Source organism: Pseudomonas sp. P7759 (assembly GCF_013386445.1).
Taxonomy (GTDB): Bacteria; Pseudomonadota; Gammaproteobacteria; order Pseudomonadales; family Pseudomonadaceae; genus Aquipseudomonas; species Aquipseudomonas azotoformans_A.
The window spans coordinates 1-21,095 of record NZ_JACART010000033.1 but is presented as its reverse complement, the minus strand read 5'-3'; the positions used below and the strand labels follow the sequence as shown (position 1 = coordinate 21,095).

General features: G+C 61.2%; 17 protein-coding genes. 10 read left to right on the top strand and 7 right to left on the bottom strand.

The window, feature by feature from the left end; translation table 11 throughout:
* The first annotated feature begins 11 nt into the window (after window positions 1–11).
* Both HX823_RS22560 and HX823_RS22555 read left to right on the top strand, forming a co-directional pair.
* Window positions 12–692 (top strand): heavy metal response regulator transcription factor, encoded by a 681-nt coding sequence (locus HX823_RS22560; protein ID WP_177076790.1) that lies wholly within the window; start codon window positions 12–14, stop codon window positions 690–692.
* Entirely contained in the window at window positions 689–2,035 is a 1,347-nt protein-coding gene (locus HX823_RS22555) for a heavy metal sensor histidine kinase (protein WP_177076788.1), read from the top strand. The genes HX823_RS22560 and HX823_RS22555 overlap by 4 nt, the downstream gene beginning before the upstream one ends.
* Window positions 2,036–2,121: 86 nt before the next feature.
* Here HX823_RS22555 and HX823_RS22550 read toward each other — a convergent pair whose 3' ends face one another.
* From HX823_RS22550 to HX823_RS22540, 3 genes are all read right to left on the bottom strand, one after another.
* Window positions 2,122–3,366: a lipoprotein-releasing ABC transporter permease subunit gene (locus HX823_RS22550; protein WP_177076786.1), complete on the bottom strand. Its 1,245-nt coding sequence runs from the start codon at window positions 3,364–3,366 to the stop codon at window positions 2,122–2,124.
* Between the two features lie 62 nt (window positions 3,367–3,428).
* Complete coding sequence (lolD, locus tag HX823_RS22545; protein ID WP_020372622.1) at window positions 3,429–4,112, bottom strand: lipoprotein-releasing ABC transporter ATP-binding protein LolD; 684 nt, start codon at window positions 4,110–4,112, stop codon at window positions 3,429–3,431.
* Between the two features lie 7 nt (window positions 4,113–4,119).
* Window positions 4,120–5,370, bottom strand: a complete 1,251-nt coding sequence (locus tag HX823_RS22540; protein ID WP_177076784.1) for a lipoprotein-releasing ABC transporter permease subunit — start codon at window positions 5,368–5,370, stop codon at window positions 4,120–4,122.
* Window positions 5,371–5,464: 94 nt separating this feature from the next.
* On the opposite strand from HX823_RS22540, the gene HX823_RS22535 reads away from it, so the two are divergent.
* On the top strand, window positions 5,465–6,043 hold the full coding sequence (locus HX823_RS22535; protein WP_016975275.1) for a PilZ domain-containing protein: 579 nt from the start codon (window positions 5,465–5,467) through the stop codon (window positions 6,041–6,043).
* A 44-nt stretch (window positions 6,044–6,087) separates the two neighbouring features.
* Window positions 6,088–6,810, top strand: a complete 723-nt coding sequence (locus tag HX823_RS22530) for a glycerophosphodiester phosphodiesterase (RefSeq protein ID WP_016975274.1) — start codon at window positions 6,088–6,090, stop codon at window positions 6,808–6,810.
* A gap of 42 nt (window positions 6,811–6,852) precedes the next feature.
* Here HX823_RS22530 and sthA read toward each other — a convergent pair whose 3' ends face one another.
* Complete coding sequence (gene sthA, locus HX823_RS22525) at window positions 6,853–8,247, bottom strand: Si-specific NAD(P)(+) transhydrogenase (RefSeq protein WP_016975273.1); 1,395 nt, start codon at window positions 8,245–8,247, stop codon at window positions 6,853–6,855.
* A 234-nt stretch (window positions 8,248–8,481) separates the two neighbouring features.
* Here sthA and HX823_RS22520 point away from each other — a divergent pair, with 234 nt between their 5' ends.
* Window positions 8,482–9,015, top strand: a complete 534-nt coding sequence (locus HX823_RS22520; RefSeq protein ID WP_177076782.1) for a chalcone isomerase family protein — start codon at window positions 8,482–8,484, stop codon at window positions 9,013–9,015.
* Window positions 9,016–9,187: 172 nt separating this feature from the next.
* On the opposite strand, the gene HX823_RS22515 is transcribed toward HX823_RS22520, so the two are convergent.
* Window positions 9,188–10,651, bottom strand: coding sequence for a glyceraldehyde-3-phosphate dehydrogenase (locus HX823_RS22515; protein ID WP_033902571.1), 1,464 nt, complete (start codon window positions 10,649–10,651; stop codon window positions 9,188–9,190).
* 340 nt (window positions 10,652–10,991) lie between these two features.
* Here HX823_RS22515 and mfd point away from each other — a divergent pair, with 340 nt between their 5' ends.
* The 3 genes from mfd to HX823_RS22500 are packed head-to-tail and all read left to right on the top strand — an operon-like array spanning window position 10,992 to window position 17,719.
* Complete coding sequence (gene mfd / locus HX823_RS22510) at window positions 10,992–14,441, top strand: transcription-repair coupling factor (RefSeq protein ID WP_038846798.1); 3,450 nt, start codon at window positions 10,992–10,994, stop codon at window positions 14,439–14,441.
* Window positions 14,442–14,452: 11 nt separating this feature from the next.
* Entirely contained in the window at window positions 14,453–15,019 is a 567-nt protein-coding gene (locus tag HX823_RS22505) for a CsiV family protein (protein ID WP_038846800.1), read from the top strand.
* Between the two features lie 9 nt (window positions 15,020–15,028).
* Window positions 15,029–17,719, top strand: a complete 2,691-nt coding sequence (locus HX823_RS22500; protein ID WP_177076780.1) for a DEAD/DEAH box helicase — start codon at window positions 15,029–15,031, stop codon at window positions 17,717–17,719.
* A gap of 111 nt (window positions 17,720–17,830) precedes the next feature.
* Here the strand turns inward: HX823_RS22500 and nagZ are convergent, their stop codons facing one another.
* Window positions 17,831–18,841: a beta-N-acetylhexosaminidase gene (nagZ, locus tag HX823_RS22495; RefSeq protein ID WP_177076778.1), complete on the bottom strand. Its 1,011-nt coding sequence runs from the start codon at window positions 18,839–18,841 to the stop codon at window positions 17,831–17,833.
* Window positions 18,842–18,977: 136 nt separating this feature from the next.
* A complete protein-coding gene (locus HX823_RS22490) occupies window positions 18,978–19,685 on the bottom strand; it encodes a TetR/AcrR family transcriptional regulator (RefSeq protein ID WP_177076776.1) in 708 nt (235 codons plus the stop codon).
* A gap of 263 nt (window positions 19,686–19,948) precedes the next feature.
* Between HX823_RS22490 and lexA the strand changes: the two genes are divergently transcribed.
* A complete protein-coding gene (gene lexA, locus HX823_RS22485) occupies window positions 19,949–20,557 on the top strand; it encodes a transcriptional repressor LexA (RefSeq protein ID WP_038846805.1) in 609 nt (202 codons plus the stop codon).
* Between the two features lie 10 nt (window positions 20,558–20,567).
* Window positions 20,568–21,041 (top strand): SOS-induced cell division inhibitor SulA, encoded by a 474-nt coding sequence (gene sulA, locus HX823_RS22480; RefSeq protein ID WP_028619419.1) that lies wholly within the window; start codon window positions 20,568–20,570, stop codon window positions 21,039–21,041.
* Window positions 21,042–21,095 lie beyond the last annotated feature (54 nt).

The window sequence follows — 21,095 nt, the reverse complement described above, 5'->3', positions numbered from 1 at the left end:
AAGAGCTGCCCATGAAACTGCTGATCGTCGAAGACCAACCCAAAACCGGCCACTACCTGCGCCAGGGCCTGGCCGAGGCGGGTTTTACCACCGAACTGGTGGCCGATGGCACCAGCGGCCAGCACCTTGCGCTGACCGGGGACTACGACCTGTTGATCCTCGACGTGATGCTGCCGGGCCGTGATGGCTGGCAGATCCTCCAGGCCGTACGCAGCGCCGGCAAGGACATTCCGGTGCTGTTCCTCACCGCCCGCGACGCCGTGGAAGACCGCGTACACGGCCTGGAGCTGGGCGCCGACGATTACTTGGTCAAGCCCTTCGCCTTTTCCGAACTGCTCGCCCGCGTGCGCAGCCTGTTGCGCCGTGGCAGCAGCACACCGCAGGAAACCGCGTTGCAACTGGCCGACCTGCGCCTGGACCTGATCCGCCGCCGCGTCGAGCGAGACGGCCAACGCATTGACCTGACCGCCAAGGAATTCTCCCTGCTGGAACTGCTGCTGCGCCGCCAAGGCGAAGTGCTGCCCAAATCGCTGATCGCTTCTCAGGTGTGGGACATGAACTTCGACAGCGACACCAACATCATCGAAGTGGCGATCCGCCGCCTGCGTCTGAAAGTCGACGACAACTTCCCCATCAAGCTGATCCACACAGTACGCGGCATGGGTTATGTGCTGGAGGAGCGGGTCAATTGATCAAGCGCCTGTCCCTGGCCAGCCGCCTGGCGCTGCTGTTTGCCGCCTGTACCGCCGTGGTGTCGCTGATCGCCGGGGTGCTGTTCAATCGCGCCAGCGAGGCGCACTTCATTGAGTTGGACCAGCAGCAACTCGACAGCAAACTGGTGGCGCTGCGCAGTACCTTGCGAGGTGTCGACTCGCCGGAGGCCTTCGCCCGGCGTGAAGCGCAATTGCGCACCGAACTCAGTCGCCAGCCCGACCTTACCCTGCGCATCACCGCCGTCGGCCAACGCTGGCTGGACGATGCGCCAAGCGTGACCTTGCCCGAGTCACCCGGGCTGCACAGCCTGCAAAACGCCGACACCGACTACCGGGTCTACAACGCGCCGTTGAGGGCAGGCCAACCCGACTCACCGCAACTGAGCTTGATGCTCGACATTACTCACCATCAGCACTTTTTGCAGCGCATGCAGCACCTGATCTGGCTCACTGTCGGCCTATCGGCCCTGGCGACCGCCCTGCTCGGCGCCTGGGCTGCGCGCAGCGGGTTGCGGCCACTTCGACGCATGGGCGAAGTGGCCGCCAGTGTGTCGGCACACTCCTTGACCCAACGTTTGCCTCAACAGGAAATGCCCACGGAACTGGCGGACCTGGCCCAAGCCTTCAACGCCATGCTCGGCCGACTCGACGACGCATTCCAGCGCCTTTCGGCGTTTTCCGCCGACATCGCCCACGAACTGCGCACGCCGCTGTCGAACCTGCTGACCCAGACCCAGGTCATCCTCACCCAGCCGCGCCCGCTGGAAGACTACCGCGAGGCGCTGCACAGCAACCTGGAAGAACTGCAATGGATGGCGCAGTTGGTCAACGACATGCTGTACCTGGCCAAGGCGGATCACGGATTGTTGATGCCCAAGCGTGAAACCTTGGTGCTGGCGGATGAAGTGGATGCGCTACTGGAGTTTTTTACATTGCTGGCAGAGGACGGGCAGATCAGCCTGGTGCGCGAGGGCACGGCCCGTACGAGGGGTGATCGTGGGATGTTGCGCCGGGCCTTGTCGAATCTGTTGGATAACGCACTACGGTTTACTCCTCCGGGTGGCGAAGTACGTGTGCGAATCGAGGATAGCGTGAGGCTTTCAGTCGAGAACACCGGGGATGGCATTCCAGCGGAGTTGCTGCCGAGGTTGTTTGATCGGTTCTACCGGGCGGACCCGGCACGCCACGAAGGCAGCAGTGAGCATGCGGGGCTGGGGCTGGCGATTACCCAGTCGATTGTGCGGGCGCATGGCGGGAGGATTTATTGTGAATCTGGGGGGGGATTGACAAGGTTTGTGATTGAGTTGCCGACTGAAGTTTGATGCAAGATGGGCCGACTTCTTCGCGAGCAAGCCCGCTCCCACATTTGAATGTATTCACAAATCAAAATGTGGGAGCGGTCTGAAGTTTACGAATATCTCAGGGCATGCGCCGGCTCAATCTTCGCCGCCCGATACGCCGGATACAGCGTCGCCAGAAAGCTCAACACAAACCCGGCCGTGCAGATCAGCAGCACATCCCCACCCTGCAGTTCCGAAGGCAGGTTGCTGACAAAGTACACGTCCGAACTGAAGATATGCTGCCCGGTAACCCGCTCGACCCAGCCCACCAGTTCACTGACGTTCAGCGCGGCAATCACGCCCAATACGCCACCGATCAATGTACCGACGATACCGATCACCGTGCCCTGCACCATGAAGATCGCCATGATCTGCCGTGGCGTCGCGCCGATGGTGCGCAAAATCGCAATGTCCGCGCCCTTGTCGTTCACCACCATGATCAAGGTGGCAATGATGTTGAACGCGGCCACGGCGACAATCATCAGCAACAGCAGGCCGATCATGGTCTTTTCCATCTTCATCGCGCTGAACAGGCTGCCCTGGGTGTGGGTCCAGTCGTCAGGCTTATAGGCTGCGCCCAGGCTGGCGGCGATGTCCGATGAGACCTTGGGGGCCGCGTACAGGTCTTTCACCGCCAGGCGCACGCTTTGTACCTGGTTCGGCTGCCAATGCTGGATCTCTGCGGCGTCGGCCATGTGGATCATGGCCATGGAGCCGTCCAGTTCAGCACCGACCTTGAAGATGCCCACCACGTTCAAACGCTGCATGCGCGGGGTGATGCCGCCCGGCGCGGTGCTGATTTCCGGCACGATCAGGGTCACTTTGTCGCCCACATTCAGACGGAAGCGCCGAGCCGTGATTTCGCCGACTACCACGCCAAACTCGCCGGGCTTCAAGTCTTCCAGACTGCCGCGCACGATATGCTGGGCCACGATCGACACCTTGCCTTCCTGCGCCGGGTCGATACCGCTGATCTCAATCGGCTGCATCGCGCCTTTGTAGGAGAACATGCCGTCCATTTGCGTGAAAGGTACGGCGGCGGTCACTTCCGGATTCTTCATCGCGGCGGCGGCCACCGGCTGCCAATCGTTAATCGGATTCACGCCGATGATGGTCGCGTGAGGCACCATGCCGAGGATGCGCGAGCTCATTTCGCGCTGGAAGCCGTTCATCACCGACAACACCACAATCATCGCCAACACGCCCAGGGCAAGGCCGATCATCGAGGTCATCGAGATAAACGAGACAAAACGGTTGCGGCGCTTGGCGCGGGTATAGCGCGTGCCGATGAAAATCGATAACGGTCTGAACATTCGCTTGCACCGCCTGAAAAAATGAAAAAGCCCGGCGCTTGAAGCGCCTGGCTTGAAACGGGTCAGATGGCGACCAGATGACCTTCCTGCAGGTGCAACACACGGTCCATCTGGCGGGCCATGCTCATGTCATGGGTCACGACGAGGAACGCGGTGCGCATCTGGGTGCTCAGTTCCAGCATCAAGTCCTTGATGCCCTGGGCGGTGTGGGAGTCGAGGTTGCCGGTCGGCTCATCGAGCATCACCAACCCTGGGTTGTTCACCAAGGCGCGAGCGATGGCCACACGCTGGCGCTCGCCGCCGGACAACTCGGCCGGTTTGTGCTCCAGGCGATGGCCGAGGCCAACGCGCTCCAGCAGCGCTTTGGCACGCTGGCGGGCTTCCGGGATCGCGGTCTTGCCGATCAGCAGCGGCATGCACACGTTTTCCAGGGCGGTGAACTCCGGCAACAGGTGGTGGAACTGATACACAAAGCCCAGCGAACGGTTGCGCAGCTGGCCGCGAGCCTTTTCACCGAGGGCCGACAGTTCTTCACCGGCCAACCACACGCTGCCCTGGGACGGCGTATCAAGGCCGCCCAACAGGTTCAGCAAGGTACTTTTACCAGAACCGGAACTGCCCACGATCGCTACGCGCTCGCCTGGGTGCAGCTCAAGTTGCAGGTTGGACAGCACCACCACCGACTCCGGGCCTTCCTCGTAGGATTTGCCCAGGTCGCGGCAGCTCAGGATTGCTTTTTCACTCATGCCCGATTCACTCATAACGTAAGGCCTGTGCTGGCTGGGTACGTGCCGCGCGCCAGGCTGGATACAGGGTGGCAAGGAAACTCAGGACCAACGCAGCGCCGCCCACCATCAACACGTCCTGGGCCTGAACCTGGGACGGCAAGTAATCGATGAAGTAGACGTCGGCGTTGAGAAACTTGTGGCCGATCAGGGTTTCGAGGCCGGCGATGGCGGCGCTCACGTTCAGCGCGGCCAAAATGCCGACGGCCGTACCGATCAGGGTACCGACCACGCCGATCACGGTGCCCTGCACCATGAAGATCGCCATGATCTGCCCCGGCGTGGCGCCGAGGGTGCGCAGGATGGCGATATCGCCCTTCTTGTCGTTCACCACCATCACCAGCGTGGAGATGATGTTGAAGGCCGCCACAGCGACGATCAGCAGCAACAGCAGGCCGATCATGGCTTTTTCCATGCGGATGGCCTGGTACAGGTTGCCGTGGGTACGGGTCCAGTCGCGGGCGTAGTACTGGCTTTCACCCAGGTGCTGGGCGATTTCCCAGGCGCCGCGCGGCGCATCGAACAAGTCGGCAAACTTGAGGCGCAAGCCCTGCACCTGGTCCGGCTGCCAGCGATGCAGGCGCGCCAGGTCGGTGAGGTTGGTCAGGCCTAGGTAGCCGTCGATCTCGCCAGCGCCAACGTGGAAGGTGCCGACCACGGTAAAGCGCTTCATGCGCGGGAACATGCCCGCCGGGGTCACGGTGACTTCCGGCGCGACGAAGGTCAGCTTGTCGCCGAGGCTCACGCCGAGTTTGGCCGCCGCCTTGTCGCCAATGACAATGCCGAAGCTGCCGGGCGCCAGGTCGTCGAGTTTGCCCTGCAGCATGAACTTGTCGATGATCGAGACGTTGCGTTCCTGGACCGGGTCGATGGCATTGAGCAGGATCTTCTGCACCTTGCCGTCATGGGTCAGCAACCCCTGCATCTGAGTGAATGGCGCGACGGCCAGCACCTTGGGGTTCTGCTTGACCTTGTCGGCCAGGCTTTGCCAGTCACTGATGGGCGCATCGCCCTCGATGGTCGCGTGGGGCACCATGCCCAGCACGCGGGTGCGCATCTCATGATCGAAGCCGTTCATCACCGACAACACCACGATCATCACGACCACGCCCAAGGCGAGCCCGATCATCGAGGTCAGGGAAATGAACGACACAAAATGATTGCGACGCTTTGCACGGGTATAACGCGTGCCAATAAATACGAAGAGAGGTCTGAACATGTCGGGGCTTGTTCGGAGGAAAAGAAGACGTCCCGGTGGCGGGGTCTGGTAAGCAGCTTTACACTCTGACCATTACCGCTAGCTGGGGTTCGCCATGTCGACATTAGATGAAGAAGAACGCCGCGAATACTACCGTATCGACGACATGATCGCACTTCAAATCAAAAGCCTGTCTGCCCCCGAGGCGGCGAGCAAGGAAGTGTTGCTGGATGATTCTCCGCTGTTCAATTTACTCAGTGAATTGCACCTGAGCGAATTCGAAGCCCAGCACCTGCTGCGCCAGCTCAGCGAGAAGGATCGCACCCTCGCCGCCTTCCTTCGCGTGCAGAACAAACGCCTGGACCTGCTCAGCCAGATCATGGCGCGCGGCCTGCTGGATGAGGTCGGCGCACCGCAGCCGGTGATCATTTCCGAAGGCGGTATCGACTTCCAACACCCCACGCCCCTGCCGGCTGGCGCACACCTTGCGGTGAAACTGGTGCTGATGCCCCAGGCGCTCGGCTTGTTGCTGCGCGCGCGCGTCACCCATTGCGACCCCAAAGGCGCAGGCTTTGATGTCGGCACGGAATTCGAAGCCATGACCGACGCCCAACGCCAACTGCTGGCGCGCTACATCCTGCAGAAACAGGCCCAGGAACGGCGCCTGGCACGGGAACAAAACGACGACATCTGAATTCGTATTCACTACGCCAGCTATCCTGGCGCGAAGGAGCAACTGTGACCTTGATCTACGGCCACCGCGGTGCCAAAGGCGAAGCACCGGAAAACACCCTGACCAGCTTCCAGGAGTGCCTCAAGCACGGTGTACGCCGCTGCGAACTGGATTTGCACCTGTCCATGGACGGCGAGCTGATGGTCATCCACGACCCGACCCTCAAGCGCACCGCCGACCGGCGCGGCAAAGTCGTCGAGTATTCCGCGGCCGACCTGGTGAAGATGGACGCACGCAAAGGCGGTCCGGGCTGGGTCAAGCCGTGCCCGATTCCGCGTCTGGAAGAACTGTTCGAAAAGTGCGACTTCGATCACTGGCAACTGGAAGTCAAAAGCGCCTCGCGCACCCGCGCCGCCACCACCGTGCTGGCGATTCGTGAAATGGCCGTGCGTTTCGGGCTGATGGACAAGGTCACCGTGACCTCAAGTTCGCGGGAAGTACTGAAGGCCGCCGTTGAACTCACTCCCGACCTGTCACGCGGTCTGGTGGCCGAATACGCCTGGCTCGACCCGCTGAAGGTCGCGCAGAATTACGGCTGTGAGATTCTGGCGTTGAACTGGACGCTGTGCACCCCTGAGCGTCTGGAAAAAGCCCAGCGCCAGGGTTTGCACGTGTCCGTATGGACCGTCAACGAACCTGCACTGATGCGCAGGCTCGCCGACTTCGGCGTAGATAGCCTGATTACAGACTTTCCCGGTTTGGCCACTGCCACCCTCGGGAATTACTGAAATCGGTCTCCCCGGCCGGCTCAGGCCACCGGCCGGAGCCGCTCAAAAAAGCCGGTTGAGGCCGTCGTAGGCCGCTACCCGATAGGCTTCTGCCATGGTCGGGTAGTTGAACGTGGTGTTGACGAAATACTTCAGGGTATTGAGTTCACCCGGTTGGTTCATGATCGCCTGGCCGATGTGCACGATCTCCGAGGCCTGATAGCCGAAGCAATGCACGCCGAGGACTTCCAGGGTTTCACGGTGGAACAGGATCTTCAGCATGCCTTGCGGCTCACCCGCGATCTGCGCACGCGCCATGCTCTTGAAGAACGCCTTGCCCACTTCGTAAGGCACTTTGGCCTTGGTCAGTTCGTGTTCGTTCTTGCCGATCGAGCTGATCTCGGGAATCGTGTAGATCCCGGTCGGCACGTCGTTCACGTAGCGCCAGCTGCCATTGTCGACGATGCTGCCAGCGGCCGAGCGGCCCTGGTCATGCGCCGCACTGGCCAGGCTCGGCCAGCCGATCACGTCACCGGCGCCGTAGATGTTCGCCACGCAGGTGCGGTAGTTCTCGTCCACTTCGATCTGGCCACGGCTGTTGACCTTGACCCCGATGTTTTCCATGCCCAGCTTGTCGGTGTTGCCGGTACGGCCGTTGCACCACAGCAAGGCGTCGGCCTTGATCTTCTTGCCGGACTTGAGGTGCAGGATCACACCGTTATCCAGGCCTTCGACGCGCTCGTACTCTTCGTTGTGGCGCACGGTGATGTTGTTGTTGCTGAAGTGGTAGCTCAACGCCTGGGAAATTTCCGAGTCGAGGAAGCTCAGCAACTGGTCGCGGTTGTCCACCAGTTCCACCAGCACACCCAGGCCACTGAAGATCGAGGCGTATTCACAGCCGATCACGCCAGCGCCGTAGATGATCAGTTTGCGCGGGGTGTGGCCCAGGCTCAGGATGGTGTCGCTATCGTAGATACGCGGGTGGTGGAAATCGATGTCCGCCGGGCGATACGGGCGCGAACCGGTGGCGATGATGATGTGCTTGGCCACCAGCTTCTCGACCACGCCGTTGGGGCAGACCACTTCGATGGTTTGCTCGTCGGCAAAGCTGCCGGTGCCGAAGAACAGGTCGACGCGGTTACGGGCATAGTAGCCGGTACGCGAGGCGACTTGCTTGGAGATGACTTTCTCGGCGCTCTTGAGCACGTCCGGGAACGAGAACCAGCGCGGCTCACCAATGGCCCGGAACATCGGGTTGGTGTTGAACTGCATGATCTGGCGCACCGAGTGACGCAAGGCCTTGGACGGGATGGTGCCCAGGTGGGTGCAGTTACCGCCGACCTGGCGACGGCTATCGACCATCGCCACCTTGCGCCCAGCTTTGGCGGCGTTCATCGCCGCACCTTCTCCAGCCGGGCCGGAACCCAGTACCACCACGTCGTAGTTGTAGACAGCCATGCGTACTCCTCAGAACAGGCCAGGCGTACGGTTGGACGCCGGGCTAAATCATGCCGCGGCCAGCGGTCATGAAGGACAATTCGGCTCAAGTGTGTGAACCGGGGCACAGTCTATATAAGGCTCAACGCCGCGAACATTAACCCTTGGTCGCGTCGTAGGCCAGTCTTGCCTTTACTACACCATCAGGAAATTGCAATTACACTGCCAGCAAGCCCCTTTGCAGGACTTGCCATTATGCGACATGTCGCTTTCTGTTTATTACTGATGCTGTCGATCACGGTGCAGGCCAATGAGGCGGATCGGCGAAAGCAAGCCGACTTTCCGGCGCAGTCCCAGCAATTGACCTTGAAAAACCAGGCGGTGCTCACCTATCTCTGGGCGGATGTTTACGCGGCTGCGCTGTATACCCCGTCCGACGTGAGCGCCAAGCAGGCCTGGGCGCAACAAAAAGCGCTGCGCCTGACGCTGTATTACTTCCGTGACATCGACCGCAATGATGTGATCAAAGCCGCCACTGCCACGCTGGAGCGCCAGCAGACCAACGCCCGCCTCAAACCCGAAATAGACAAACTGCACGCCAGCTTTCGCGATATCCGCAGCGGTGATCGGTATGCCCTGGACTTTCGTCCGGGACGTGGATTGAACCTGGAGATCAATGGGCAGGTGGTGTTCAGCAGTCGCGACGATGAGCTTGCCAGGACCTACCTGAGCCTCTGGCTGGCGCCCAATGGGCTGTCCGAACGCTTGCGCACCCAGTTGCTCAATTGAAGATTTGCGCTGGCTGAACGACCGCCTTCGCGAGCAAGCCCGCTCCCACATTTAACCGCGCGCGCCCTGAAGACACCCGGTCGAATGTGGGAGCGGGCTTGCTCGCGAAGAGGCCCTCACAACCATAAAAAAGCCCCGAACCAGTCGGGGCTTTTTCATTTACTGCTGATACTTAGCGCGGAAACGCAGGCGGGTTGACCCCAGCCATATCTTCCATCACGCGAACCACCTGGCAGCTGTAGCCGAACTCGTTGTCGTACCACACGTACAGGACAACGCGGTTGTCCTGGGTAATGGTCGCTTCCGCGTCCACCACACCGGCGTGGCGCGAGCCCACGAAGTCGGTGGAGACCACTTCCTGCGAGTTCACGAAGTCGATTTGCTTATGCAGATCGGAGTGCAGCGCCATGTAGCGCAGGTACTCGTTCATCTCTTCACGGGTGGCGGCTTTCTCAAGGTTCAGGTTGAGAATGGCCATCGACACGTTTGGCGTCGGCACGCGGATCGCGTTACCGGTCAGCTTGCCGGCCAGCTCAGGCAGGGCCTTGGCAGCAGCGGTGGCAGCACCGGTCTCAGTGATCACCATGTTCAACGCGGCGCTACGGCCACGGCGATCGCCCTTGTGGAAGTTGTCGATCAGGTTCTGGTCGTTGGTGTACGAGTGAACGGTTTCGACGTGGCCGTTGACGATGCCGAACTTGTCATTGACAGCCTTCAGCACCGGCACGATGGCGTTGGTGGTGCAGGAAGCGGCGGACACGATCTTGTCGTCAGCGGTGATTTCGCTGTGGTTGATGCCGTGAACGATGTTCTTCAGCTTGCCTTTGCCAGGCGCGGTCAAGACAACGCGATCCACACCCGGGCAGGCCAGGTGCTGGCCCAGGCCTTCGGCGTCACGCCATACGCCGGTGTTGTCCACCAGCAGGGCGTCCTTGATGCCGTACTGGGTGTAATCCACCTCGGACGGGTTCTTCGCGTAGATCACCTGGATCAGGTTACCGTTGGCGGTGATGGTGTTGTTTTCTTCGTCGATGACGATGGTGCCGTTGAACGGACCGTGTACCGAATCGCGGCGCAGCAGGCTGGCACGCTTGGTCAGGTCGTTCTCGGCGCCTTTGCGCACCACGATGGCACGCAGGCGCAGGCCGTCGCCGCCACCGGTTTTTTCGATCAAGATGCGTGCCAGCAGGCGGCCGATACGACCGAAGCCGTACAGCACTACGTCGGTGCCTTTGCGGGCAGCGGCGTTTTGCTGGCCAACCACATCGGCCATTTCTTCACGCACGAACTGCTCGGCGCTGCGGCCGGCGCCTTCCTTGCGGAACTTGTAGGCCAGCTTGCCCAGGTCTACCGAGGCCGCGCCGAGCTTGAGCTCGCTCATGGCTTTAAGCAGTGGGAATGTTTCGTGGACGGAGAGTTCGCTGTCGTCGGCGGAACGGTGACGCGCAAAGCGGTGGGCTTTGAGAATCGCGATGACGGACTGGTTGATCAGGCTGCGGCCATAGATCGAGCTCACCACATTGTTATTGCGGTACAGCTGACCGATAAGCGGGATCATCGCTTCTGCGAGTGCTTCACGGTCGATCCATTCACCAAGACACTGGTCGGGCTTCTGAGTCACGGGAACCTTCCACATGTAGGGGCTGAAAAAAGGGGCTACATTATGCCGCCCGACCGCCCCCGGAGCAATGCGCGTCCGGCAACAAAAAGTCCTTGCGAAAAATTGACACCCCGCTACAGCCCAGTAAATACGCGGGTTCCAGAAGGCCACTAATGGCAGGTGCGGAACAACTTGTCCGTAACTCTCCGAAAAACGCGTACATTTTGGCACTACATATTGAGTCAAAACCCGCCATTGTTTGTCTTAGCCACTACATTTCCTACAAACCGTAATAGGCTCAGTCAGCAACTGACAGACGGCGCCCCGCACCGTTACAATTACCGACTTTGTCGCAACGCTTGGAGCTCAACCTTCCGTGCCCGTCCTGCGTCTACCGCTACTCCCTGCTGCGGCAGGCAAACAGCACTGGGGCAACCTGCCCGGTGCCGCCCTGAGCCTGGCCATCGCCGAGGCTGCCAGCGCAGCCAAGCGCTTTACCCTGCTGCTCACCGCCGACAGCCAAAGCGCCGAACGGCTGGAGCAGGAGCTGAGCTTCTTCGCCCCCGATTTGCCGGTGCTGCATTTCCCCGACTGGGAAACCCTGCCCTACGACCTGTTCTCGCCGCACCAGGACATCATCTCCCAGCGCATCGCCAGCCTGTACCGCTTGCCGGAACTGGCCCATGGCGTGCTGGTGGTGCCGATCACCACGGCCTTGCATCGCCTGGCGCCGACCAAGTTCCTGCTGGGCAGCAGCCTGGTGCTGGATATCGGCCAGAAGCTCGATGTGGAGCAGATGCGCACGCGCCTGGAAGCCAGTGGCTACCGCTGCGTCGACACGGTGTACGAACACGGTGAGTTCGCGGTGCGCGGTGCGCTGATCGACCTGTTCCCAATGGGCAGCAAATTGCCGTATCGCATCGACCTGTTCGATGACGAAATCGAGACCCTGCGTACCTTCGATCCGGAAAACCAACGCTCCATCGATAAAGTCGAATCGGTCAAGCTGCTGCCCGCACGGGAATTCCCGCTGCAGAAAGACGCGGTCACGCGCTTCAAGGCGCGCTTCCGTGAACGCTTCGACGTGGACTTCCGCCGCTGCCCGATCTTCCAGGACCTGAGCAGCGGGATTACACCGGCCGGTATCGAGTACTACCTGCCGTTGTTTTTCGACGAAACCTCCACCCTCTTTGATTACCTGCCCCAGGACACCCAGGTGTTCTCGCTGCCAGGCATCGAACAAGCCGCGGAAAACTTCTGGAATGACGTGCGCAACCGCTATGAAGAGCGCCGCGTCGATCCTTCACGTCCTTTATTGCCGCCCGCCGAACTGTTCCTGCCGGTGGAAGACTGCTTTGCGCGCCTGAAAAGCTGGCCGCGCGTGGTCGCCAGCCAACAGGATGTGGAGACCGGCGTCGGCCGCGAACGCTTCCCGGCGGGCACACTGCCGGATCTGGCAATCCAGGCAAAAGCCACGCAACCGCTGGAAGCGCTGTCCAATTTCCTCGGCGACTTCCCCGGCCGCGTGTTGTTTACCGCTGAATCCGCCGGCCGTCGCGAAGTGCTGCTGGAACTGCTGGAACGCCTGAAGCTGCGACCGAAAACCGTCGACAGCTGGCCGGACTTCGTCAAAAGCAAAGAACGCCTGGCGATCACCATCGCGCCGCTGGACGAAGGCCTGTTGCTGGATGATCCGGCCCTGGCATTGATCGCCGAGAGCCCGTTGTTCGGTCAGCGCGTGATGCAACGTCGCCGCCGCGAAAAACGCGCAGACGCCAACAACGACGCGGTGATCAAGAACCTCACCGAACTGCGCGAAGGCGCGCCAGTGGTGCACATCGACCACGGCGTCGGCCGCTACCTGGGCTTGCAGACCCTGGAGATCGACAACCAGGCCGCCGAATTCCTCACCATGGAATACGCCGAGGGCGCCAAGCTCTATGTGCCAGTGGCCAGCCTGCATTTGATCGCGCGCTACACCGGCAGCGATGACGCCCTGGCGCCCTTGCATCGCCTGGGCTCCGAGACCTGGCAGAAAGCCAAGCGCAAGGCCGCCGAGCAGGTGCGCGACGTCGCTGCCGAATTGCTCGACATCTATGCCCGCCGCGCGGCGCGCGAAGGTTACGCGTTTGCCGACCCGAAAGCCGACTACGCCACCTTCAGCGCCGGCTTCGCCTTCGAAGAAACCCCGGACCAGCAAACCACCATCGAAGCGGTGCGCGCCGACATGCTCGCGCCCAAGCCCATGGACCGCCTGGTCTGTGGCGATGTGGGTTTCGGCAAGACCGAAGTGGCCATGCGCGCCGCCTTCATTGCCGTGCACGGCGGCCGCCAGGTAGCCATCCTAGTGCCCACCACCCTGCTCGCCCAACAGCACTACAACAGCTTCCGCGACCGCTTTGCCGACTGGCCGGTGACCGTGGAAGTGATGAGCCGCTTCAAGTCGGCCAAGGAAGTGAATGCGGCCATCGCCGATTTGGCTGAAGGCAAGATCGACATCGTGATCGGCACCCACAAGCTGCTGTCGGACGATGTGAAGATCAAGAACCTGGGCCTGGTGATCATCGACGAAGAACACCGTTTTGGTGTGCGTCAGAAGGAACAGCTCAAGGCCCTGCGCAGCGAAGTCGACATCCTCACCCTGACCGCCACGCCGATTCCGCGTACGTTGAATATGGCGGTGTCGGGCATGCGCGACCTGTCGATCATCGCCACGCCGCCGGCGCGACGTTTGTCGGTACGCACCTTCGTGATGGAGCAGAACAAAAGCACGGTCAAGGAAGCGCTGCTACGTGAACTGCTGCGCGGCGGGCAGGTGTATTACCTGCACAACGACGTAAAGACCATCGAGAAATGCGCCGCCGACCTCGCCGAGCTGGTGCCGGAGGCGCGTATCGCCATCGGCCACGGGCAGATGCGCGAGCGCGAACTCGAACAGGTGATGAGCGACTTCTACCACAAGCGCTTTAACGTGCTGATCGCCTCGACCATCATCGAGACCGGCATCGACGTGCCGAGCGCCAACACCATCATCATCGAGCGCGCCGACAAGTTCGGCCTGGCGCAATTGCACCAGCTGCGTGGCCGTGTTGGGCGCAGTCACCACCAGGCGTACGCCTATTTGCTGACACCGCCGCGCCAACAGATCACCTCCGACGCGGAAAAGCGCCTGGAAGCGATCGCCAACACCCAGGACCTGGGCGCGGGCTTTGTGCTGGCCACCAACGACCTGGAAATCCGCGGCGCCGGCGAACTGCTGGGCGACGGCCAGAGCGGGCAGATCCAGGCGGTCGGTTTCACGCTGTATATGGAGATGCTTGAGCGCGCGGTGAAAGCCATCCGCAAGGGCGAGCAGCCGAATCTGGATCAACCGTTGGGCGGCGGCCCGGAGATCAACCTGCGCTTGCCGGCGTTGATTCCCGAAGATTACCTGCCGGATGTGCATGCACGGCTGATCCTGTACAAGCGCATCGCCTCGGCCACCGATGAAGAAGGCCTTAAAGACCTGCAGGTCGAGATGATCGACCGCTTCGGCCTGTTGCCGGAACCGACCAAGAACCTGGTACGCCTGACCTTGCTCAAATTGCAGGCCGAGCAGCTTGGAATCAAGAAGGTCGACGCCGGACCGCAGGGCGGACGCATCGAATTCGAAGCGCAGACACCGGTGGACCCCCTGGTGCTGATCAAGCTGATCCAGGGCCAGCCCAACCGCTACAAGTTCGAAGGGGCTACGCTGTTCAAGTTCATGGTACCGATGGAACGTGCCGAAGAACGCTTTAATACCTTGGAGGCGTTGTTCGAGCGCCTCATCCCGAAATCTGCTTGAAGGACGCCCCAATGCGCCTGTTCCGCATGTTGTGCCTGTTGTTGGTGGTCGTGGCCCCTGCGGCGTTCGCCGACAGCCCGTACCAGGTGGAAATGATCCTGGTGCGCCAGAACGCCGAACCGGTAATCAGCAGCCGCGCCGCCCCGGAAAACTGGGATGCCGGAGCGGCGCGCCTGGGCGACAGACTGAGCCCGCCGCGCCTGTCCAACATTGTCGATAAGCTGCGTGCCGACTCTACCTACACGGTGCTGCTGCATAAGGCGTGGGAACAGAACCTGGGCGAGCAGCCGGTCAAGGTCGCGATCACCGACGGTTCGGAGCAATTCGGCCAGTTTCCGATCGAGGGCGTATTGAGCCTGCAACTGGGCCGCTTTACCGATATCGATGCGAACTTCTGGATCAACCAGTTCGACGCCAACGGCAGCGTGATCGCCAGCGAGCACCTGAGCCAGACCGACGTGCGCACCAAGAACAACCAACTCAACTACCTGGATGGCGGCCACCTGGCGCTGCTGATCAAGATCACCTCGCTGACTGCCAAGCCACCCAGCGCGCCACCGCCCGACATCCAGGACTGATCCAGCACCATGTCCCTCACGTCGTCGCTGACCAAACCCCTGGCCCCTTCGTGGGCCAATCGCTTTAAAGAGCAGAGCCTTGAGCGCGGGCGACGTTATGCCCTGGAAAACCGGGTGCGCATCGTCGAGTGCGGCGACAGCACCATCGTCGCCAGTTGCGAAGGCTCCGGCAGCAACGTGTATCGCCAGACCATCTCGCTGCGTGAATCGGCCAAGGGCACCTTGATCCTGGTGGATAGCCGCTGTACCTGCCCGGTGCACACCAACTGCAAACACATTGCCGCGGTATTGCTCAAGGTCCAGGAAACCCTGGCCTACCCCGCCGCCGCACAGGACGCCGAGCTGCTGGAAAAACTCCAGGCCGTGCTGGAAAACCGTGCGGTGCTGCCGCAAGTGGTGATGGAAGACGTGGTGCCGGTGCCGCGCCTGTGGATGGCCAGCGTCGAATTCAGCGCCTTTGAACCGCGCAACGGCAAGATGCAGCGCTATATCCAGCACCGCGCGGCGCTGTCGTTCAACTACCTGGGTAACTATGTCAGCGGGCAGAAAAACGCCGACATCATTGTGCGCCAGGACACCCAGAGCCTGCGCATCAAGCGGCATCCGGAGCTTGAGCAACCGTATCGCGAACAACTGCGCCTGCTGGGCTTCAAGATCGCCACGCGCCAGAGCAAGGCCCTGCCGGAAAGCGCCGGCGAGCTGTTCGAGATGGTCAATGACAGTGCCTGGTTGACCTTCACGCTCAATGCCACGCCGACACTTCGGGCCGAGGGCTGGGAACTGCTGATCGACGATGATTTCGGCTTCGACCTCAGCGCCGTCGATGACTGGTATGCCACCGTCGATGAAGGTCCGGAGCGTGATTGGTTCGATCTGGAGCTGGGGATTATCGTCAATGGCGAGCGACTGAGCCTGTTGCCGATCCTGTTGAACCTGATGCGCTCCCACACCGAGATCCTCAACCCGGAGAAACTGGCGCGGCGCCGCGATGATGAGCTGATCCTGGTGAATATCCCCGGCCTGCCCAATGGCCATGGCCCGATACAAGTGGCGCTGCCCTACGGTCGATTGAAACCCGTACTGGCGACCCTCGGTGAGTTTTACCTACAGGAATCCGGCACCACCACGCTGCGCATGGCCAAGGCCGATGCGATCCGGCTCAACCCACTGGAAGACTTGCCGCTGCAATGGGAAGGTGGCGAGAAAATCCGCAACTTTGCCCAGCGCCTGCGGGATATCAAGGACTTTACCTGCGTAGCGCCTGAAGGGCTGAACGCGACCTTGCGCCCTTACCAACTGGAAGGCCTGAGCTGGATGCAGTCGCTGGGTCAGTTGGATGTCGGCGGCATACTCGCGGATGACATGGGCCTGGGCAAAACCCTACAGACCCTGGCGCATATTCTCACTGAGAAAATCGCGGGTCGCCTGGATCGGCCGTGCATGGTGGTGATGCCCACCAGCCTGATTCCCAACTGGCTGGATGAGGCGGCGCACTTCACACCGCAACTCAAGGTGTTGGCGCTGTATGGCGCAGGGCGCAAGAAACATTTCGCCAACCTGCAGGACTATGACCTGCTGCTGACCACCTATGCGCTGCTGCCCAAGGACATCGAACAACTCGCCGCCCTGCCCTTGCATGTGCTGATCCTCGATGAAGCCCAGTACATCAAGAACCCGTCCAGTAAGGCGGCCCAGGCGGCGCGCGAGCTGAACGCACGCCAGCGCCTGTGCCTGAGTGGTACGCCGCTGGAAAATCACCTGGGTGAACTGTGGTCATTGTTCCACTTTCTGCTGCCCGGCTGGCTCGGTGATGTAAAAAGCTTCAACCGTGATTACCGCGTGCCCATCGAAAAGCGCGCCAGCGATGTACGATTGCAGCACCTCAACGGTCGGATCAAACCTTTCCTGCTGCGCCGCACCAAGGAGCAGGTGGCGACAGAATTGCCCCCCAAGACCGAGATCATCCACTGGGTCGACCTCAATGAAGCCCAGCGCGACGTGTACGAAACCATGCGCCTGGCCATGGACAAGAAAGTCCGCGACGAGATCACCCGCAAAGGTGTGGCGCGCAGCCAGATCATCATCCTTGAGGCGCTGCTGAAGTTGCGCCAAGTGTGTTGCGACTTACGGCTGGTCAACGACGCGACCCTGCCCGCCCGTGGCAGCAGCTCCGGCAAGCTGGATAGCTTGATGGAGATGCTTGAGGAACTGTTTGAGGAAGGTCGGCGGATCCTGCTGTTTTCGCAGTTCACCTCAATGTTGAGCCTGATCGAAGTCGAGCTGAAAAAACGTGGCGTGGCCTACGCACTGCTCACCGGCCAGACCCGGGATCGGCGCACGCCGGTGAAGGACTTCCAGAGCGGTAAGCTACAGATTTTTCTGATCAGCCTGAAAGCCGGCGGTGTGGGCCTGAACCTGACCGAAGCCGACACGGTGATCCATTACGACCCTTGGTGGAACCCGGCCACGGAAAACCAGGCCACCGACCGCGCCTATCGCATCGGTCAGGAGAAGCCGGTGTTCGTCTACAAGATGATCGCCAGGGGCACGGTGGAAGAGAAAATCCAGCACCTGCAGAAGGAAAAATCCGACCTGGCGGCGGGTGTGCTGGATGGGCGTACTACTGGGGACTGGCAGTTGGGCAACGAGGATATCGAGGCGTTGTTTGCGCCGTTGCCCAACAAACAGGAAAAGCGCTGACTGTCAGACCGCTTTCGCGAGCAAGCCCGCTCCCACACTTGACTGCATTCCAAAGCTGGAACTCGGTCGAATGTGGGAGCGGGCTTGCTCGCGAAGGCCGCGCCGCGGTGTTCAGCCAATCAGTTGAGCATCCCGCAACGCCGTCAGCGCCGCCAGCCAACGCGGATCCTGCTTGTATTCCGTCGAAGCAATTGCCTGCCCACGCATCCGCGCAATGCGTGGCGATGGCGTGACCTTCATCCGCTGAGCGGCAGTCAACGCCAACTCAGCCGCCGCGCGATCATTGCACACCAGGCCCATGTCGCAACCGGCCGTCAGCGCCGCTTCGATACGGCTGGCGGCGTCGCCCACCACATGGGCACCGGCCATGGACAGGTCATCGCTGAAAATCACCCCATCGAACTGCAACTCGCCACGCAGGATGTCCTGCAACCAGCGGCGCGAGAACCCGGCTGGCTGGGCGTCGACTTGCGGATAAATCACGTGCGCGGGCATCACCGCCGCGAGTTGCTTGCCCAGGCGTGCGAAAGGTACCAGGTCATTGGCGCGAATCTGTTCCAGGCTACGTTCATCATTGGGAATGGCGACGTGGGAATCGGCCTCAGCCCAACCGTGACCGGGGAAGTGCTTGCCGGTGGCGGCCATGCCGGCGCTGTTCATGCCGCGAATGAAGGCACCGGCCAGCACCGCGGCGCGCTCCGGGTCGCCTTTGAAGGAACGGGTGCCGACCACGGCGCTGCGTTGGTAGTCCAGGTCCAGCACTGGAGCGAAGCTCAGGTCCAGGCCAACGGCCAGCACTTCAGTCGCCATGATCCAGCCACACTGCTCGGCCAGGAATTCGGCGTTGGGGTTATCCGCCAAGGCGCGCATGGCCGGCAGGCGCACGAAACCCTGGCGCAGGCGCTGCACGCGGCCGCCTTCCTGGTCGACGGCCAGCAGCAGGTCCGGGCGCACTGCGCGAATCGCTGCACTCAATTCCCGCACTTGGCGCGGATGCTCGATATTGCGCGCGAAAATGATCAGGCCGCCCACTTCAGGCTGGCGCAGCAGGTGGCGGTCCTCGGCCGTCAACCAGGTGCCGGCCACGTCGACCATCAAAGAACCTTGCAGGGCAGCAGTCATAAACCTTCCTTAAATAACGCACACGACCCGTTGCCCTCACCAGGCACAGTGAGCACAACGGGTTGCGAGTCAATAGCTGAATTCGGCATGGGCCGCTAGCTTAGCGGATGCAAGCGACCGCGCCCACCCGGCGCGGTCAAACCTTGGCGGGTGCTGGCGCGGACTTGCTGCGTGGGCGCAATTGGGCGGCGGCCATGACGGCGTCGGTCACGCCGGTTTCGGCGCGCATGCCGGCGGCCAGGAACGGCACCATCAGGCGCATGACCTGCTCAATGGAGGTGTTGACGCCGAAATCAGTCTCGGCAATGGCCCGCAACGCTTTGATCCCAGACATGCTGAACGCAGCGGCACCGAGCATGAAGTGCACACGCCAGAACAGCTCGATCGGCGGAATACGCGGAGCGGCCTCGTTAACCAGCAACATATAGCGACGAAATACCTTGCCGTACATGTCTTCGAGATAACGGCGCAGGTGACCCTGGCTCTGGCTGAACGCCAAGCCCAACAAGCGCATGAAGATCGACAGGTCGTTGCCACTACGAGGCTGAACCACCAGAGCTTGCTCAACAAGGATTTCCAGCAGTTCTTCCAGGGTCGGCTTATGGTCAGCCTTGGCCTGGCGACGCTCGAGTTCACGGTCGAGGCTCGCGCAGAACGGCCCCAGGAAGCGCGAGAACACCGCCTGGATCAGGGCCTTTTTCGAGCCGAAATGGTAGTTCACTGCGGCGAGGTTGACGCCAGCCTTGCTGGTGATCAGCCGCAATGAAGTTTCAGCAAATCCTTTTTCCGCGAACAATTGCTCGGCAGCATCGAGAATGCGTTCAACGGTTTCCGACTGGGCCATGGCTACTCCGCCTGACAAACACTTGTTTGAAACATACGTTTCAGGGTGTGTCTTGTCAAGCCTGCGGGTTCGCTTTCCGGCCGGGCAGTCATACATTTCATCGCTATTTAATCACATCCATACCGGTCTGTAGGCAGCGCTATCCCTGGCTTGTGGGAAGCATGCCTGATGACCGTCCAGCGGAGTGGCGAAAAAGGATGATTGCCAAGCGCAGTTCACTGTATATAATCCCAGTCACTGTATAAAAAGACAGAGCGATCAACATGCTAAAACTGACGCCACGCCAAGCTGAGATTCTGGCTTTTATCAAGCGCTGCCTCGATGACAACGGCTACCCGCCGACACGAGCGGAAATTGCGCTGGAACTGGGATTCAAGTCCCCCAACGCCGCGGAAGAACACCTCAAGGCCCTCGCTCGCAAAGGCGCGATCGAGATGACCCCCGGTGCCTCGCGCGGTATTCGCATCCCTGGCTTCGAAGCCAAGGCCGACGAATCGACCCTGCCGATCATCGGCCGTGTCGCCGCCGGTGCGCCGATCCTGGCGCAGCAGCACGTCGAGGAATCCTGCAATATCAACCCGACCTTCTTCCACCCTCGCGCCGACTACCTGTTGCGGGTCCATGGCATGAGCATGAAGGACGTGGGCATCTTCGATGGCGACCTGCTGGCCGTCCACACCACCCGCGAAGCCCGTAATGGCCAGATCGTCGTCGCCCGTATCGGCGATGAAGTCACCGTCAAACGCTTCAAGCGCGAAGGCAGCAAGGTCTGGCTCCTGGCCGAGAACCCTGACTTCGCCCCGATTGAAGTGAACCTGAAAGATCAGGACCTGGTGATCGAAGGCTTGAGCGTCGGCGTCATTCGCCGCTAAAGGAGGCATCATGCAGCTCGTCCACACCCCACAACACACACAACTGTCGCTGTTCGAGGCCTTTATGGCCCAACCCCTTGCGCCTATCCTCAAGGAAACGGTCGAGGCGCCCTGGGGCGCCGAACCTGAGGCGTTCAGTGAATTGTCGTTGCGCGGTGCAGCGGGGAGTTGCCTGAGCCTGTTGGCGCCGATCCTGCGTGATCTGAGCGAAGAGCAGGACGCACGATGGCTGACACTGATCGCCCCACCCGCCAGCCTGACCCAGGCCTGGCTGCGGGATGCCGGTCTCAACCGCGAGCGCATCCTGCTACTGCAACCGCGCGGCGCACAAAGTGCCCAGCAGTTGACCTGCGAAGCATTGCGTCTGGGTCGCAGTCATACGGTGGTGAGCTGGTTGAACCCACTGAGTGTCAGCGCCAAGCAGCAGCTGATCAGTGCCGCGCGCACGGGTGATGCGCAGAGCTTGAATATTCGATTGGGCTAAACGGCCTTTGTAGTGAGCGGGCTTGCCCCGCGTTGGGTGGCGAAGCCGCCCCAA

Excerpts from the sequence above, each read along its gene's own strand:
- HX823_RS22535 (WP_016975275.1), top strand. The coding sequence starts at position 5,465 with ATGTCGACATTAGATGAAGAAGAACGCCGCGAATACTACCGTATCGAC.
- HX823_RS22540 (WP_177076784.1), bottom strand. The coding sequence starts at position 5,370 with ATGTTCAGACCTCTCTTCGTATTTATTGGCACGCGTTATACCCGTGCA.
- nagZ (WP_177076778.1), bottom strand. The coding sequence starts at position 18,841 with ATGACTGCTGCCCTGCAAGGTTCTTTGATGGTCGACGTGGCCGGCACC.
- lolD (WP_020372622.1), bottom strand. The coding sequence starts at position 4,112 with ATGAGTGAAAAAGCAATCCTGAGCTGCCGCGACCTGGGCAAATCCTAC.
- HX823_RS22500 (WP_177076780.1), top strand. The coding sequence starts at position 15,029 with ATGTCCCTCACGTCGTCGCTGACCAAACCCCTGGCCCCTTCGTGGGCC.
- HX823_RS22520 (WP_177076782.1), top strand. The coding sequence starts at position 8,482 with ATGCGACATGTCGCTTTCTGTTTATTACTGATGCTGTCGATCACGGTG.
- HX823_RS22560 (WP_177076790.1), top strand. The coding sequence starts at position 12 with ATGAAACTGCTGATCGTCGAAGACCAACCCAAAACCGGCCACTACCTG.
- sthA (WP_016975273.1), bottom strand. The coding sequence starts at position 8,247 with ATGGCTGTCTACAACTACGACGTGGTGGTACTGGGTTCCGGCCCGGCT.
- HX823_RS22515 (WP_033902571.1), bottom strand. The coding sequence starts at position 10,651 with ATGTGGAAGGTTCCCGTGACTCAGAAGCCCGACCAGTGTCTTGGTGAA.
- lexA (WP_038846805.1), top strand. The coding sequence starts at position 19,949 with ATGCTAAAACTGACGCCACGCCAAGCTGAGATTCTGGCTTTTATCAAG.
- HX823_RS22490 (WP_177076776.1), bottom strand. The coding sequence starts at position 19,685 with ATGGCCCAGTCGGAAACCGTTGAACGCATTCTCGATGCTGCCGAGCAA.
- HX823_RS22550 (WP_177076786.1), bottom strand. The coding sequence starts at position 3,366 with ATGTTCAGACCGTTATCGATTTTCATCGGCACGCGCTATACCCGCGCC.
- HX823_RS22505 (WP_038846800.1), top strand. The coding sequence starts at position 14,453 with ATGCGCCTGTTCCGCATGTTGTGCCTGTTGTTGGTGGTCGTGGCCCCT.
- sulA (WP_028619419.1), top strand. The coding sequence starts at position 20,568 with ATGCAGCTCGTCCACACCCCACAACACACACAACTGTCGCTGTTCGAG.